Origin of the sequence: Paralcaligenes ureilyticus, assembly GCF_004346225.1 — a bacterium.
GTDB classification, from domain to species: domain Bacteria; phylum Pseudomonadota; class Gammaproteobacteria; order Burkholderiales; family Burkholderiaceae_B; genus Paralcaligenes; species Paralcaligenes ureilyticus.
On the sequence record NZ_SMAJ01000019.1, the window covers coordinates 1 to 15,202 of the forward strand.

Genomic DNA, 15,202 nt, shown 5'->3' on the forward strand with positions numbered 1-15,202 from the left:
TTGGCCCGACGCCCGCCTGGACGAGGCAGATCCGGATCAAGCACGCCGTGCCGGCCCCGCCCCGGCCCCCATAGACGGCGTCTTCAGATACCCAACCGACAAATACCCAAACACCCCGTGCCGTATACAGGTTGACCGAAAATGCTCTAGTGGCTGCTATTTTCTTACCATTCGCGGTATTCGCTGTGGCGCAGGCGCAGATCGCAGGATGGCAGCCACAAGGGCTGCCGCTACAAAAAAGGCGCCCGAAGGCGCCTTTTTCTTACCGCATTACTACCGGAATACAAACTACTCTGTCGTACCCGCGGCCGTTTCGTCGGGCGCTTGCCCTTCGTGTGTTTCCACCGTTTCGGCAGGCGCATCCTCGAACGGATTGGCCAGAGCACGTGCGGCTTGACGTTCGGCTGCTTCGAGCAGCTCCTTGTCTTTGCGCGCAATGTGATAGGCCATGCCTGTACCTGCAGGAATCAAGCGGCCCACAATCACGTTCTCTTTCAAGCCACGCAAATCGTCGCGCTTGCCCATGATGGCGGCTTCGGTCAGCACACGAGTGGTTTCCTGGAACGAGGCAGCCGAAATGAAGGAGTCGGTCGACAACGACGCTTTGGTAATACCCAGCAAAACGTTCTCGTAGACCCCCGGCAACTTGCCTTCGGCCACGACGCGATCATTTTCGTTGAGCAATTCGGCACGCTCGACCTGTTCGCCCGGAATGAATTTCGTGTCGCCCGCATCAACCATATTCACGCGACGCAACATCTGACGCACAATCACTTCGATATGCTTGTCATTGATCTTCACACCTTGCAAACGGTACACATCCTGCACTTCGTTGACCACATAGCTGGCCAAACGCTCAATCCCCTGCAAACGCAGGATATCGTGCGGATCGGCCGGCCCGTCGACAATCATTTCGCCCTTGTTGACGACTTGGCCATCGTGCACCAGCACCTGTTTCTCTTTGGGAATCAGGAACTCGTGGCCAACACCGTCCAGGTCGGTGATGACCAGACGCTGCTTGCCCTTGGTGTCCTTGCCAAACGAAACCGTACCGGTGATGTCGGCCAGCATGCCGGCATCTTTGGGTGAGCGGGCTTCGAACAGTTCGGCCACGCGCGGCAGACCGCCGGTAATATCACGCGTCTTTTGCGACTCTTGGGGAATACGCGCAAGCACTTCACCCACCGTCACGTCCTGGCCGTCGCGCACGGTAATCAGAGCACCGACAGGGAACGAAATATTGACCGAGTGATCGGTGCCGGCAATCTTGACCTCTTCGCCGGCGCTGTTGATCAGCTTGATCTGCGGACGCATGATGGTTTTGCCGCCACGCGTTTTAGGTGTAATGACGACCAGGGTCGACAAACCGGTGACTTCGTCAAGCTGCTTGGCAACCGTGGCGCCTTCTTCGATATTCTCGAAACGCACCTGGCCGGCATATTCGGACACGATCGGGCGAGTCAGAGGATCCCACGAGGCCAGACGCACGCCGGCTTTGACGGCATCGCCGTCGCCCACCAGAACGGTGGCGCCATAGGGTACCTTATGGCGCTCGCGCTCGCGGCGGTTGTCGTCGAAAATCACAATCTCGCCCGAACGGGAAATGGCGACGCGCTCACCCTTGGCGTTGGTGACATAACGCATGGTAATGGCGAAGCCCACGTTACCCGTGGACTTGGTTTCGATCGAACTTGCCATGGCGGCGCGCGATGCCGCACCCCCGATGTGGAAGGTACGCATTGTCAACTGTGTGCCCGGCTCGCCAATCGACTGGGCGGCAATCACGCCGATGGCCTCGCCCTTGTTGACCAGATAGCCACGGCCCAAATCACGGCCGTAGCAGTGGGCGCATAGGCCATGCCGCGTTTCGCAGGTAAGCGGCGTGCGCACTTTGACTTCGTCCACACCCAACTGATCAATCTGTTCGACCAGATCTTCGTCAAGCAGGGTGCCGGCCACAATCGCCGTTTCCTGAGTTTCGGGGTTGACGATATCGATCGCCGCGACCCGGCCCAGAATACGATCGCGCAACGGTTCGATGATCTCGCCGCCTTCAACCAGGGCTTTCATGGCATAGCCACGCGTGGTGCCGCAATCGGATTCGGTAATCACCAGATCCTGAGTCACGTCGACCAGACGGCGCGTCAGATAGCCTGAATTGGCCGTCTTGAGCGCCGTATCGGCCAGGCCCTTACGTGCACCGTGCGTCGAGATGAAGTACTGCAATACATTCAGGCCTTCGCGGAAGTTGGCCGTAATCGGCGTCTCGATAATCGAGCCGTCGGGCTTGGCCATCAGGCCGCGCATGCCTGCCAGCTGGCGAATCTGCGCCGCTGAACCGCGGGCGCCGGAATCGGCCATCATGTAGATCGAGTTGAACGACTCCTGGCGCACCTCTTCGCCCTGACGGTTGATCACCGGCTCGGTGGCCAGCTGCTCCATCATGGCCTTGCCGACTTTGTCGCCAGCCTTGCCCCAGATATCGACCACATTGTTATAACGTTCCTGCGAAGTCACCAGACCCGACGAATATTGCTTGTCGATCTCTTTGACTTCTTTGCTGGCCTGCGCCAGGATGTCTTCCTTGGCGCGCGGAATCAGCATATCGCCCATGGCGATCGAGATACCGCCGCGTGTAGCCAGGCGAAAGCCCGACTGCATCAGTTTGTCGGCAAAGATAACGGTGGCGCGCAAACCGCAGCGACGGAACGACTGATTGATAAGGCGCGAAATTTCTTTCTTTTTGAGGGCGCGATTGAGCACCGAGAAAGGCAGGCCCTTGGGCAGGATCTCGGAGAGCAGAGCGCGGCCGACCGTGGTTTCAAAACGGCGCAATACAGGCTGCCATTCGCCATCGGCGTCTTTTTCGTACTCGTTCAGACGCACGGTGATGCGGCTTTGCAGCTCGACCTCGCCGCTGTCGTAGGCGCGCTGCGCTTCGGCCACATCAATAAAGAACAGGCCTTCGCCTTTGCCGTTGATGCGTTCGCGTGTTGTGTAATACAAGCCCAGAACGATATCCTGTGAAGGCACGATCGAGGGTTCGCCGTTGGCGGGGAACAGAATATTGTTCGAAGCCAGCATCAGGGTACGCGCTTCCATCTGCGCTTCCAGCGACAGAGGCACGTGCACCGCCATCTGATCGCCGTCGAAGTCGGCGTTAAACGCCGCGCAAACGAGAGGATGCAGCTGGATGGCCTTGCCTTCGATCAAAACCGGCTCAAACGCCTGTATGCCCAAACGGTGCAGGGTAGGCGCGCGATTGAGCATGATGGGATGCTCGCGAATAACCTCTTCGAGAATATCCCAGACCACCGGCTCCTGACCTTCCACCAGCTTCTTGGCCGCCTTGATCGTGGTGGCCAGTCCCATCATTTCCAGGCGGTTGAAAATAAACGGCTTGAACAGTTCAAGCGCCATCAGCTTGGGCAAACCGCACTGATGCAGCTTGAGCTGCGGGCCCACCACAATGACCGAACGGCCCGAATAGTCGACCCGCTTGCCCAGCAGATTCTGGCGGAAGCGGCCGCTCTTGCCTTTGATCATGTCGGCCAGCGACTTGAGCTGGCGCTTGTTGGCGCCCGTCATGGCTTTACCGCGGCGGCCGTTATCGAGCAAGGAATCGACGGACTCTTGCAGCATGCGTTTTTCGTTGCGCAAGATGATGTCGGGCGCCTTCAGCTCGAGCAGGCGCTTGAGACGATTGTTGCGGTTGATGACGCGGCGATACAGATCGTTCAGATCCGAGGTCGCGAAGCGCCCGCCATCGAGCGGCACCAATGGGCGCAGATCGGGCGGCAGGACCGGCAAGACTTCCATGACCATCCACTCGGGCTTGATGCCCGATTTCTGGAAGCCTTCGAGCACCTTCAGGCGCTTGGAAATCTTCTTGATCTTGGCATCCGACGAGGTTGCCTTGAGTTCGGCGCGCAAATGCTCGACATCGCGGTCGATATTGATCGTGCGCAGCAGTTCGCGCACGGCTTCAGCGCCCATGAGGGCGTGGAAATCGTCGCCGTACTCTTCGGTTTTCGCCAGAAAGTCATCGTCGGACATGATCTGGCCGCGCTTGAGCGGCGTCATTCCCGGTTCGATGACACACCATGCTTCGAAATACAGAACGCGTTCGATGTCGCGCAAGGTCATATCCAGCACCATGCCCAGACGCGACGGCAGGCTCTTCAAGAACCAGATGTGCGCCACGGGACTGGCCAGCTCAATGTGGCCCATGCGTTCGCGACGCACTTTGGCCACCGTGACCTCGACGCCGCATTTTTCGCAGATAACGCCGCGATGCTTCAAGCGTTTGTACTTGCCGCACAAACACTCATAGTCCTTGATCGGGCCAAAAATCTTGGCGCAGAACAGGCCATCGCGCTCGGGCTTGAACGTACGGTAGTTGATCGTTTCGGGCTTGCGGACTTCGCCGTAAGACCAGGAACGTATCTTTTCGGGAGACGCAATACCGATTTTGATTGCGTCGAATTGCTCGTCTTGCGAGACTTGTTTGAAAAGATCGAGTAGCGCCTTCATTATTTACGCTCCAAATCCATGTCGAGAGACAGGGATCGAATTTCTTTAACCAACACGTTAAACGACTCAGGCATGCCGGCATCGATGACGTGATCGCCCTTGACGATGTTCTCGTAGACCTTTGTGCGGCCGGAGATATCGTCGGACTTGACCGTCAGCATCTCCTGCAAGGTATACGCAGCACCGTAGGCTTCCAGCGCCCAGACTTCCATTTCACCGAACCGCTGACCCCCGAACTGCGCCTTGCCGCCCAGAGGCTGCTGGGTAACCAGCGAATACGGGCCTGTGGAACGGGCATGCATCTTGTCGTCGACCAGGTGATGCAATTTGAGGTAATGCATATAGCCGATGGTAACGGGGCGCTCGAACTGCTCGCCGGTGCGCCCGTCGACCAACCAGGCTTGCGTACGGGATTCGGTAAGCCGCATCTGCTTTGCCACATCGTCGGGATAGGCAAGTTCAAGCATCTGGCCGATTTCCTCTTCGGTCGCGCCGTCAAAGACCGGGGTCGCAAAAGGCACGCCGTTCTTCAGGTTGTTCGCCATTTCAATGACTTCGGCATCCGTCAGCTCAGAGATGCGCGCACCCGTCCCGGTGGTGTTGTACACCTTGTCCAGATAGGCACGCACCGCTTTTACCTGCACCGTTTTCTCATCCTCGAACATATCGGCGATACGCTGCCCAACGCCCTTGGCGGCCCAGCCCAAGTGCACCTCAAGCACCTGGCCGATGTTCATCCGCGAGGGCACGCCCAAAGGATTGAGCACGATGTCGGCAGGGGTGCCATCGGCCATGTGCGGCATGTCTTCCACCGGAGTAATCCGCGAAACCACGCCTTTATTGCCGTGACGGCCCGCCATCTTGTCGCCAGGCTGCAAACGGCGCTTGACCGCCAGATACACCTTGATCATTTTCAGCACGCCAGGAGGCAGCTCATCGCCCTGAGTCAGCTTTTTACGCTTTTCTTCGAACGCCAGATCGAACTGATGGCGTTTTTGTTCAAGCGACTCCTTGCCTTGCTCGAGCACAACGGCATGGGCCTCGTCAGCCAAGCGGATGTCGAACCACTGCCAGCGGTCCAGGTCAGCCAGGTAGTCTTTGGCCAGCGCCGTGCCTTTGGCCAGCTTGCGCGGGCCGCCGTTGACGGTTTTACCCACCAGGAACTTCTGGATACGATCAAAGGTATCGTCTTCGACAATGCGCAGCTGATCGTTCAGGTCTTGACGATAACGGCGCAGTTCGTCGTCGATAATGGACTGGGCGCGCTTATCGCGCTCAATGCCTTCACGCGTAAACACCTGGACGTCGATCACCGTCCCCACCATGCCCGAAGGCACGCGCAGCGACGTATCTTTAACGTCCGAGGCTTTCTCGCCAAATATGGCGCGCAGCAGCTTTTCTTCCGGAGTCAGCTGGGTTTCGCCTTTAGGCGTCACCTTGCCGACCAGCACGTCGTCGGCGCGCACTTCGGCACCTATATACACAATGCCCGAATCATCCAGGCGATTCAATTGTGTTTCGGCCAAATTGCTGATGTCGCGCGTGATGTCCTCGGCACCCAGCTTGGTGTCGCGCGCCACAACCGTCAGCTCTTCGATATGAATCGACGTGTAACGATCGTCGGCCACAACCTTCTCGGAAATCAGGATCGAATCCTCGAAGTTATAGCCATTCCAGGGCATGAACGCGATCAGCATGTTCTGCCCAAGCGCGAGCTCGCCCATATCGGTCGAGGCGCCATCGGCCAATACGTCGGCACGGGCCACCTTGTCGCCGCGTTTGACGATGGGGCGCTGATTGATATTGGTGTTCTGGTTGGAGCGCGTGTATTTGATGAGGTTATAGATATCGACGCCTACTTCACCGGCGATATTTTCATCGTCATTGACACGGATAACGACACGCTCGGCATCGACGTGATCGACTATCCCGCCGCGCAGCGCCTGAACCGTCGTCCCAGAGTCAACGGCCACGGTGCGTTCAATACCCGTACCCACCAGCGGTTTTTCAGGACGCAGGCAAGGCACGGCCTGGCGTTGCATATTGGCGCCCATCAGTGCCCGGTTGGCGTCATCGTGTTCCAGGAACGGAATCAACGAAGCAGCAACCGACACGATCTGCGAGGGTGCCACGTCCATGTAGTGCACATTCTTGGGCGAGGTCAGCATGGTTTCGCCCGCTTCGCGGCACGCCACCAGGTCGTCGGTGAAACGGCCTTCTTCGTCGAGCTCGGCGTTGGCCTGCGCAATCACATAGTGGCTTTCTTCGATAGCCGACAGGTAATCGATCTGTTCGCTGACCCGGCCCTCGACAATCTTGCGATACGGCGTCTCGAGGAAGCCGTATTCGTTCAGGCGCGCATACAGCGCCATCGAATTGATCAGGCCGATGTTCGGACCTTCAGGCGTTTCGATCGGGCACACCCGGCCATAATGGGTGGGGTGCACGTCGCGCACTTCGAAACCTGCGCGTTCGCGCGTCAGGCCGCCTGGCCCCAAGGCCGACACGCGACGCTTGTGCGTGATTTCGGACAAGGGGTTGGTCTGATCCATGAACTGCGACAGCTGGCTTGAGCCGAAGAATTCCTTGATCGCTGCCGAAATCGGCTTGGAATTGATCAAGTCATGGGGCATGAGATTTTCGGTTTCGGCCTGCCCCAGGCGTTCTTTGACGGCACGCTCGACACGCACCAGACCGGCGCGGAACTGATTCTCGGCCAGCTCGCCCACGCAACGTACGCGACGATTGCCCAGGTGATCGATGTCGTCGATCTGCCCGCGGCCGTTACGCAACTCGACCAGCACCTTGATGGTTTCAAGGATATCTTCGTTGGTCAGGGTCAAGGCGCCCGTGATGTCGTCGCCGCGACCCAGGCGGCTATTGACTTTCATACGGCCGACACGCGACAAATCGTAGGCATCTTCGCTGTAGAACAAGCGCTGGAACAGAGCTTCGACGGCATCCTCGGTAGGCGGCTCGCCAGGACGCATCATGCGATAAATGGCGACACGCGCAGCCATCTGATCCGCCGTTTCGTCGGCGCGCAGCGTTTGCGAGATATAAGGACCGCGATCCAGATCATTGGTGTACAAGGTCTGGATTTCGCGAATATTGGCCGCGCGGAATTCCCCCAGCAGGGTTTCGGTAAGTTCATCATTGGCGTTTGCAATGATTTCGCCTGTTTCCGCATTGACTACGGTCTTGGCCAGCACCCGGCCCAGAAGGAAGTCTTCCGGCACCGAAACGTGCTCGACCTTGGCCGCAGCCAGATCGCGCAAATGCTTGGCGTTGATGCGCTTGTCTTTCTCGACAATCACGACGCCCTTGCGGTCGGTGATATTGAAGCGCGCCACTTCGCCTTTCCAGCGCTCGGAGACGAATTCGAGCATGCCGCCTTCGTTGTGGATTTCGAAATTGTCGAAATCGAAGAAGTGCGCCAGGATCGACTCGGGCGTCATGCCGATGGCCTTGAGCAGTATCGTCACAGGCATCTTGCGGCGACGGTCAACCCGGAAAAACAGCACATCCTTGGGGTCGAACTCGAAGTCGAGCCACGAGCCGCGGTAAGGAATCACGCGGGCCGAAAACAGCAACTTGCCCGAGCTGTGGGTCTTGCCGCGATCGTGCTCGAAGAACACGCCCGGCGAGCGGTGCAACTGCGACACGATAACGCGCTCGGTGCCGTTGATCACGAACGAGCCGGTGTCGGTCATGAGCGGAATTTCGCCCATGTAGACTTCCTGCTCTTTGACTTCTTTGACCGTGGGCTTGCTGACTTCGCGATCCATCAGCACCAGGCGCACCTTGGCACGCAAAGGCGAAGCAAAGGTCAAGCCGCGCAGCTGGCATTCCTTGACATCGAACACGGGTTCGCCGAGCACGTAACTGACGAACTCGAGGCGAGCCATCTGATTGTGGCTGACTATCGGGAAAATGGAAGTGAACGCCGCTTGCAGGCCTTCATCTTTACGTTTGGATGGTGTAGTATCCGCCTGCAGAAACGTTAAGAACGATTGCAGTTGAGTCGCCAGAAGGTAAGGAACGTCTTGGACGTCTTCACGTTTGGCGAAGCTCTTGCGTATGCGCTTTTTTTCGGTATACGAATAAGGCATGAGCACTCCGACTCGAGGGTTACATGGGCCGTCAACCACGGCCCCGGTTTACGACTCCAGAAAATCCGACTTGTTGGCCCCAGGGCTTAAATCAGGGATTTTCTGGAAACGCAAAAGCCCGGGAAGACACCGCCTTCCCGGGCGAACAACAAAAGCCTTATTTAAGCTCGGCTTTTGCGCCCGCTTCTTCCAGCTTCTTCTTCGCTGCTTCTGCATCAGCCTTGGACACGCCTTCCTTGACAGGCTTGGGTGCGCCGTCGACCAGGTCCTTGGCTTCTTTCAAGCCCAGGCCGGTCAATTCGCGCACGGCCTTGATGACGCTGACCTTGTTCGCGCCGAATTCCGTCAACACGACGGTGAATTCGGTTTGCTCTTCAGCGGCAGCAGCGCCGCCGGCGGCAGGAGCTGCCACAGCCACAGCGGCGGCAGCTGCCGACACGCCAAACTTCTCTTCCATTTCCTTGATCAGCTCGGACAATTCGAGCACGGTCATGCTAGCGACAGCGTCAAGGATCTCAGCTTTGCTTAATGCCATTTTTTAGAACTCCAAATATATAAATAAATGCCAGGGTTGGGTGTCGCTCGGTCGTTCGACGAATTCCGACTCCACTGCTTACGCAGCTTGTTTCTGGTCGCGCACGGCCGCCAGGCCTCGCACGAACTTGGTTGGAACTTCGTTGAGCGTACGCACAAACTGTGTGATGGGCGCTTGCATGGTACCCAGCAGTTTCGAGAGCAACTCTTCGCGAGAAGGCATGGTGGCCAAAGCCTTCACGCCATCCTGGCTCAAGACGTTATTGGGCAATGCCCCGCCTTTGATAACCAGGTTTTCGTTGCTTTTTGCGAAACCGGCAAGCACTTTTGCCGCCGACACTGGATCGGCGCTAATTCCATAAATTAGCGGACCAGTGAGCTGCGCGGACAAACCCTCGAAAGGGGTACCCGCAACAGCACGGCGAACGAGCGTGTTTTTAAGAACACGCAAATACACGCCCGACTCACGCGCAGTTTTGCGCAGTACGGTGACAGAGGCGACGTCCAGACCACGGTACTCAGCGATAACAATCGATTGCGCCTTTGCAACTTCTACAGAGACTTCTTCGATTACTACCGCTTTCTCTTGACGATTGAGACTCACGGTTTGAACACTCCATCAAACGACGTCAGGGAGGTTCCCTCACGTCAACCGAATGCGGCGCACTGGTCGAGTTCTTCAGAAAAGAATTCTTCCGGGGGCGCCGTCTGCGCTGGACTCAGGTTGCGAACAACCCGGGATTAAGCTTGGGCTGACAGGACTTGCGTCGCGCCAGACCCGCTGCTCCAGCGGTCTTTGACAGCAGCGTCCGAATTCCGGACGCGGCCCAAAGTTCTTGTTGCCTGCGGCTTGTAATCAAGCCGTCAGTGAAGTAATTTCTACACGAGCACCGCCGCCCATCGTGGACGATACGGCGAGCTTGCGCAGGTAAATACCTTTTGCCGCGGTTGGGCGGGCCTTGTTCAGGGCATCGACCAGGGCAACCAGATTGGATTGCAGCTGCTCGACGCCGAACGAGGCGCGGCCTATCGTTGCATGGACGATGCCGGCCTTGTCGGTACGATACTGGACCTGGCCGGCCTTGGCGTTTTTAACCGCCGTCGCCACATCAGGCGTTACCGTACCCACTTTGGGGTTGGGCATCAGGCCGCGAGGGCCGAGAATCTGACCCAGGGCACCCACCACACGCATGGTGTCGGGCGAGGCGATCACGACATCAAAGTTGAGTTGCCCCGCCTTGATGCTTTCGGCCAGGTCTTCGAGACCGACGATATCGGCTCCCGCCGCTTTGGCGGCCTCGGCCTTTTCACCTTGCGCAAAAACGGCGACACGCACCGTTTTACCGGTGCCCGCGGGCAAAACGACCGAGCCACGCACCAATTGATCCGATTTCTTGGGGTCAATCCCCAACTGCACGGCAATGTCGATGGACTCGTCGAATTTGGCCGTGGCGGTTTCTTTGACCAGGGTCAGTGCCTGAGCAACGGGATAGAATTTACTGCGGTCGATCTTCGCCTCGATGGCGGCAACGCGTTTGCTTGACTTGGCCATGCTTATACCCCTTCAACCGTAATGCCCATACTGCGAGCGCTTCCGGCGATAGTGCGCACAGCGGCGTCCAGATCGGCAGCGGTCAGGTCGGGCGCTTTGCTCTTGGCGATTTCTTCTGCCTGCGCACGCGTCAGTGTGCCTACCTTGTCAAGATTGGGGCGAGCCGAACCTTTGGACACACCGGAGGCCTTTTTGATCAGGACCGTCGCGGGCGGCGTCTTCATGATGAAGGTGAAGCTCTTGTCTGCGTAGGCGGTAATGACCACCGGAATCGGCAAACCCGGCTCGACGCCTTGGGTTTTGGCGTTGAACGCCTTGCAGAATTCCATGATGTTTAGACCGCGCTGACCCAGCGCCGGACCGATAGGGGGTGAGGGATTAGCCTTACCAGCTGGGACTTGCAGCTTGATAAAGCCGACGATTTTCTTCGCCATGCTTAGCTCCTTGCGGGTTCAAACACGCGTTCTGCCTTGCAAGACGCGCTCCCCGGGGTTTGTAAATCAGGCCTTTTCGACCTGGCCAAAATCGAGTTCGACTGGGGTTGCGCGGCCAAAAATGGTGACCGACACGCGAACCTTGCTTTTCTCGTAATTCACTTCTTCTACATTACCGTTGAAATCGGCAAACGGGCCGTCTTTGACGCGCACCAGCTCACCCACTTCAAAGAGAACCTTGGGCTTGGGCTTCTCGACGCCTTCTTCCATTTGCGAGAGTATTTTTTCTACTTCGCGATCGGAGATCGGCGCCGGGCGATTGCCCGACCCGCCCAGAAAACCGGTCACCCGGTTGGTATTCTTTACCAAATGCCATGTCTCGTCGGTGAGATCCATCTCGACCAGGACATAGCCTGGGAAAATGCGGCGTTCGGAAATTGACTTCTTGCCGCCCTTGACTTCGACGACTTCTTCGGAAGGGACCAGAATGCGGCCAAAAAAGGTTTGCAGCGCCGCCCGTTCGATCCGTTCGACCAAAGCCTTGTGCACACTTTTTTCCATTCCCGAATAGACATGGACGACGTACCACCGCTTGCTCATGTGTGCCCTTTTATTTCCAGCCCAGCAAAACGCCGTAGATGATCCACTCCAGCAGTTTGTCGACGACCCACAGCAAGATGCCCATAGCCACGACAAAGGCAAACACGATGCCCGTCATCCGGGTGGTTTCCTTGCGTTGCGGCCAGGTCACGCGCTTGACTTCGTTGTACGAGTCGCGCCCAAAACTCATGGTGCGGCGGCCGGGCTCGCTGAACCAGACAATCAGGGCAGCCAGCAACAGACTGCCTATGAAAACGCCCACCCGCAATAACGACGGCCGGCCCTCGAGCATAGAAAACGCAACTATGCCAGCAATAACAACAAGCACAGCCAGACCAATCTTGAGACGGTCTGCGGTGCTTGTAACAGTTTCTACGTTGGTGTTCGACATATTCCGGCGTGATGGCCCGCTGTGAGCAAGCTTGTGATACTGATTGTGGCAGGGGCAGAAGGAATCGAACCTTCAACCTTCGGTTTTGGAGACCGACGCTCTGCCAATTGAGCTATGCCCCTATACCCGCAAAGAGCGACAGCGCTACCTGCCAGACCGCCGCCCTAGTAGATTGCTCTGAAGCGATTATCCGAAAGACAACTCTGAAGTATAACGCTTATTTAATGATTTTGGCAACGACGCCGGCGCCGACGGTGCGTCCGCCTTCGCGGATGGCAAAGCGCAGCCCCTCTTCCATGGCGATCGGCGCGATCAGCTTCACCGACATCGACACGTTATCGCCCGGCAACACCATCTCTTTGTCCTTGGGCAGGTCGATCGTCCCGGTCACATCCGTCGTGCGGAAGTAAAACTGCGGACGGTACCCGTTAAAGAACGGCGTATGACGGCCCCCCTCTTCCTTGGACAAAATGTACACCTCCGAGGTGAACTCCGTGTGCGGGTGAATCGAGCCCGGCTTGGCCAACACCTGGCCGCGTTCGACGTCTTCGCGCTTGGTGCCGCGCAGCAACACCCCCACGTTATCGCCCGCCTGACCCTGGTCGAGCAGCTTGCGGAACATCTCCACGCCCGTGCAGGTCGTCTTCACCGTGTCTTTGATCCCCACGATCTCCAGCTCTTCGCCCACCTTCACCACGCCACGCTCGACCCGGCCCGTCACCACCGTGCCACGGCCCGAGATCGAGAACACGTCTTCGACCGGCATCAGGAACGCCCCGTCGACGGCCCGCTCGGGCAACGGAATGTAGGTATCCAGCGCCTCGGCCAGCGCCAGGATCGCCTGCTCGCCCATCGGGCCCTTGTCGCCCTCGAGCGCCAGCTTGGCCGAACCCGTGATGATCGGCGTATCGTCGCCCGGAAAGTCGTACTTCGAGAGCAGCTCGCGCACTTCCATCTCGACCAGCTCCAGCAGCTCGGCGTCGTCCACCATGTCGGCCTTGTTCAGGAACACGATGATGTACGGTACGCCCACCTGGCGCGACAGCAGGATGTGTTCGCGCGTTTGCGGCATCGGGCCGTCAGCGGCCGACACCACCAAAATCGCGCCGTCCATCTGTGCCGCACCCGTGATCATGTTCTTGATATAGTCCGCGTGCCCCGGGCAGTCCACGTGCGCGTAGTGACGTGCCTTGGTCTCGTATTCCACGTGCGAGGTGTTGATCGTGATCCCGCGCGCCTTCTCTTCGGGCGCCGCGTCAATCTGGTCGTACCCCTTCGCCTCGCCCCCAAACGCCGCCGCCAGCACCGTCGTGATCGCCGCCGTCAGCGTCGTCTTGCCGTGGTCCACGTGACCGATCGTCCCTACGTTGACGTGCGGTTTGGTCCGTTCAAATTTGCCTTTTGCCATGGCTGACTCCTGACTGTGGAATAGAGCTATCAATAATAAAAGTGTGGTGCCCATGACGCGGATCGAACGCGTGACCTCTCCCTTACCAAGGGAGTGCTCTACCACTGAGCCACATGGGCAAAGCGTTGTGTTGCAACCCGCCCTATTGGGCGAGATTTGAAAACTGGAGCGGGTGAAGGGAATCGAACCCTCGTCGTAAGCTTGGAAGGCTTCTGCTCTACCATTGAGCTACACCCGCAGGGGATTCTCTTCGTGCCGCTTGTTGCCGCTTTTGTTTGTGCCGCTTGTTGTTTCTGGTGGTGGGGGTTGGATTCGAACCAACGTAGACGCAAGGTCAACAGATTTACAGTCTGCCCCCTTTAACCACTCGGGCACCCCACCAAAAGAGAACTGCGAATTATGCTGACTTTTTAATGGCTTGTCAAATTGGAAGGCAGGGGTGAACGGGAAGAGGGAGGTGTTGAAAGGTGGGGATTTAAGACGCCGTTGTAGCGACAGGCCTTGTGCCTGTCATCGATGCAAGATACGATTCTGCTCGCCCGGGTTTTGCCACCCACAAGGGGTGGCGCTACATTATTCACGGCTACGACTTCCACTACATACCGACGGAACCGCTTTTGTAGTGGCAGCCCTTGTGGCTGCCATCGATATTGCGCAAAACCATACTCGACTGCGCCTGCCGGTCACGCATCGACCACGCCGGACAGCCCCTGGCGTTCGAGCAAAGAATTCAGATGTTCCCAGCCATGAAAATCAATGACAATCTGTCCACGGCTTTTGGCGCCGATTTTCAGCGCCACCCGGGTGCCCAGATGATCCGACAAAGCTTGCTCCAACCGCTTGAGGTCACCCGACTGGCCCACCGTTTTACGCGGCGCTTTAGGCGTCTGGCCCTCCTCGGCCTCGCGCAATGACCGCCCCACGAGCTTTTCAGTTTCACGCACCGACAAACGCTTGGCGATAACCTCATTGGCCAGCAATATCTGCGCGGCGGCTTCCGTGGCAAGCAAGGCTCGCGCATGGCCCATATCGATATCTCCGGCCAGCAACATGGTTTGCACCGGCCCAGTCAAATTGAGCAAACGCAACAGGTTGCTGGTGGCCGACCGCGAGCGCCCAATCGCCTGGGCCGCCTGATCGTGGGTCAGACCGAATTCGTCGAGCAGGCGGCGCACGCCATGCGCTTCTTCCAACGGATTCAAATCCTCTCGCTGGATATTTTCGATCAAGGCCATGACGGCTGCACTTTCGTCGGGCACATCGCGCACCAGCACAGGCACCTCGGTCAGGCCGGCCAGTTGGGCCGCACGAAAACGCCGTTCGCCGGCGATAATTTCGTACTGCCCGCTGCCGTCCAAGGGACGAACCAGTATGGGCTGCATAATGCCCTGAGTCCGGATGGATTCGGCCAACTCATTCAAGGCGCCTTCATCCATGCGCGTGCGCGGCTGGTACTTGCCCGCGCGCAACTTCTTCAGGCTAAGCGTCGAGGGTGCGGCACGCTTGTCGTCGCCGGCTTTGCCCAGGTCGCCGATTGCGCCGGCATCTTCGCCCAGCAGGGCTTCCAGGCCGCGCCCCAGTCCTTTAGGTTTTTTTGTAGCCATTGCGTTTCTTCCTTTACGTTGCGCCGGTCTGGCG

Annotated in this window: 10 protein-coding genes and 4 tRNA genes; all 14 read right to left on the minus strand. The window is 58.1% G+C overall.

Features of this window, described 5'->3' with window-relative positions; genetic code table 11:
• Nucleotides 1-288: 288 nt before the first annotated feature.
• Nucleotides 289-4,533: a DNA-directed RNA polymerase subunit beta' gene (gene rpoC / locus EDC26_RS17505; protein ID WP_132585046.1), complete on the minus strand. Its 4,245-nt coding sequence runs from the start codon at nucleotides 4,531-4,533 to the stop codon at nucleotides 289-291.
• Nucleotides 4,533-8,645 (minus strand): DNA-directed RNA polymerase subunit beta, encoded by a 4,113-nt coding sequence (rpoB, locus tag EDC26_RS17510; protein ID WP_132585047.1) that lies wholly within the window; start codon nucleotides 8,643-8,645, stop codon nucleotides 4,533-4,535. Before rpoB ends, rpoC begins: the two co-directional genes overlap by 1 nt.
• A gap of 157 nt (nucleotides 8,646-8,802) precedes the next feature.
• Complete coding sequence (gene rplL / locus EDC26_RS17515) at nucleotides 8,803-9,180, minus strand: 50S ribosomal protein L7/L12 (RefSeq protein ID WP_132585048.1); 378 nt, start codon at nucleotides 9,178-9,180, stop codon at nucleotides 8,803-8,805.
• Between the two features lie 78 nt (nucleotides 9,181-9,258).
• Nucleotides 9,259-9,783 (minus strand): 50S ribosomal protein L10, encoded by a 525-nt coding sequence (rplJ, locus tag EDC26_RS17520; protein WP_132585049.1) that lies wholly within the window; start codon nucleotides 9,781-9,783, stop codon nucleotides 9,259-9,261.
• A gap of 252 nt (nucleotides 9,784-10,035) precedes the next feature.
• Nucleotides 10,036-10,731, minus strand: a complete 696-nt coding sequence (gene rplA, locus EDC26_RS17525) for a 50S ribosomal protein L1 (RefSeq protein ID WP_132585050.1) — start codon at nucleotides 10,729-10,731, stop codon at nucleotides 10,036-10,038.
• 2 nt (nucleotides 10,732-10,733) lie between these two features.
• On the minus strand, nucleotides 10,734-11,165 hold the full coding sequence (rplK, locus tag EDC26_RS17530) for a 50S ribosomal protein L11 (RefSeq protein ID WP_132585051.1): 432 nt from the start codon (nucleotides 11,163-11,165) through the stop codon (nucleotides 10,734-10,736).
• A gap of 66 nt (nucleotides 11,166-11,231) precedes the next feature.
• Nucleotides 11,232-11,765 (minus strand): transcription termination/antitermination protein NusG, encoded by a 534-nt coding sequence (gene nusG / locus EDC26_RS17535; RefSeq protein WP_132585052.1) that lies wholly within the window; start codon nucleotides 11,763-11,765, stop codon nucleotides 11,232-11,234.
• Nucleotides 11,766-11,775: 10 nt separating this feature from the next.
• On the minus strand, nucleotides 11,776-12,156 hold the full coding sequence (secE, locus tag EDC26_RS17540) for a preprotein translocase subunit SecE (protein ID WP_132585053.1): 381 nt from the start codon (nucleotides 12,154-12,156) through the stop codon (nucleotides 11,776-11,778).
• Between the two features lie 46 nt (nucleotides 12,157-12,202).
• A tRNA-Trp gene (locus EDC26_RS17545) sits at nucleotides 12,203-12,278 on the minus strand.
• 95 nt (nucleotides 12,279-12,373) lie between these two features.
• Nucleotides 12,374-13,564, minus strand: coding sequence for an elongation factor Tu (tuf, locus tag EDC26_RS17550; RefSeq protein WP_132585054.1), 1,191 nt, complete (start codon nucleotides 13,562-13,564; stop codon nucleotides 12,374-12,376).
• A gap of 44 nt (nucleotides 13,565-13,608) precedes the next feature.
• Nucleotides 13,609-13,683, minus strand: a tRNA-Thr gene (locus EDC26_RS17555).
• Between the two features lie 45 nt (nucleotides 13,684-13,728).
• A tRNA-Gly gene (locus tag EDC26_RS17560) sits at nucleotides 13,729-13,802 on the minus strand.
• 56 nt (nucleotides 13,803-13,858) lie between these two features.
• Nucleotides 13,859-13,945, minus strand: a tRNA-Tyr gene (locus EDC26_RS17565).
• Between the two features lie 302 nt (nucleotides 13,946-14,247).
• A complete protein-coding gene (locus EDC26_RS17570) occupies nucleotides 14,248-15,168 on the minus strand; it encodes a ParB/RepB/Spo0J family partition protein (protein WP_132585055.1) in 921 nt (306 codons plus the stop codon).
• Between the last annotated feature and the right edge of the window lie 34 nt (nucleotides 15,169-15,202).

Excerpts from the sequence above, each read along its gene's own strand:
- tuf (WP_132585054.1), bottom strand. The coding sequence starts at position 13,564 with ATGGCAAAAGGCAAATTTGAACGGACCAAACCGCACGTCAACGTAGGG.
- EDC26_RS17570 (WP_132585055.1), bottom strand. The coding sequence starts at position 15,168 with ATGGCTACAAAAAAACCTAAAGGACTGGGGCGCGGCCTGGAAGCCCTG.
- nusG (WP_132585052.1), bottom strand. The coding sequence starts at position 11,765 with ATGAGCAAGCGGTGGTACGTCGTCCATGTCTATTCGGGAATGGAAAAA.
- rpoB (WP_132585047.1), bottom strand. The coding sequence starts at position 8,645 with ATGCCTTATTCGTATACCGAAAAAAAGCGCATACGCAAGAGCTTCGCC.
- rplK (WP_132585051.1), bottom strand. The coding sequence starts at position 11,165 with ATGGCGAAGAAAATCGTCGGCTTTATCAAGCTGCAAGTCCCAGCTGGT.
- secE (WP_132585053.1), bottom strand. The coding sequence starts at position 12,156 with ATGTCGAACACCAACGTAGAAACTGTTACAAGCACCGCAGACCGTCTC.
- rpoC (WP_132585046.1), bottom strand. The coding sequence starts at position 4,533 with ATGAAGGCGCTACTCGATCTTTTCAAACAAGTCTCGCAAGACGAGCAA.
- rplA (WP_132585050.1), bottom strand. The coding sequence starts at position 10,731 with ATGGCCAAGTCAAGCAAACGCGTTGCCGCCATCGAGGCGAAGATCGAC.
- rplL (WP_132585048.1), bottom strand. The coding sequence starts at position 9,180 with ATGGCATTAAGCAAAGCTGAGATCCTTGACGCTGTCGCTAGCATGACC.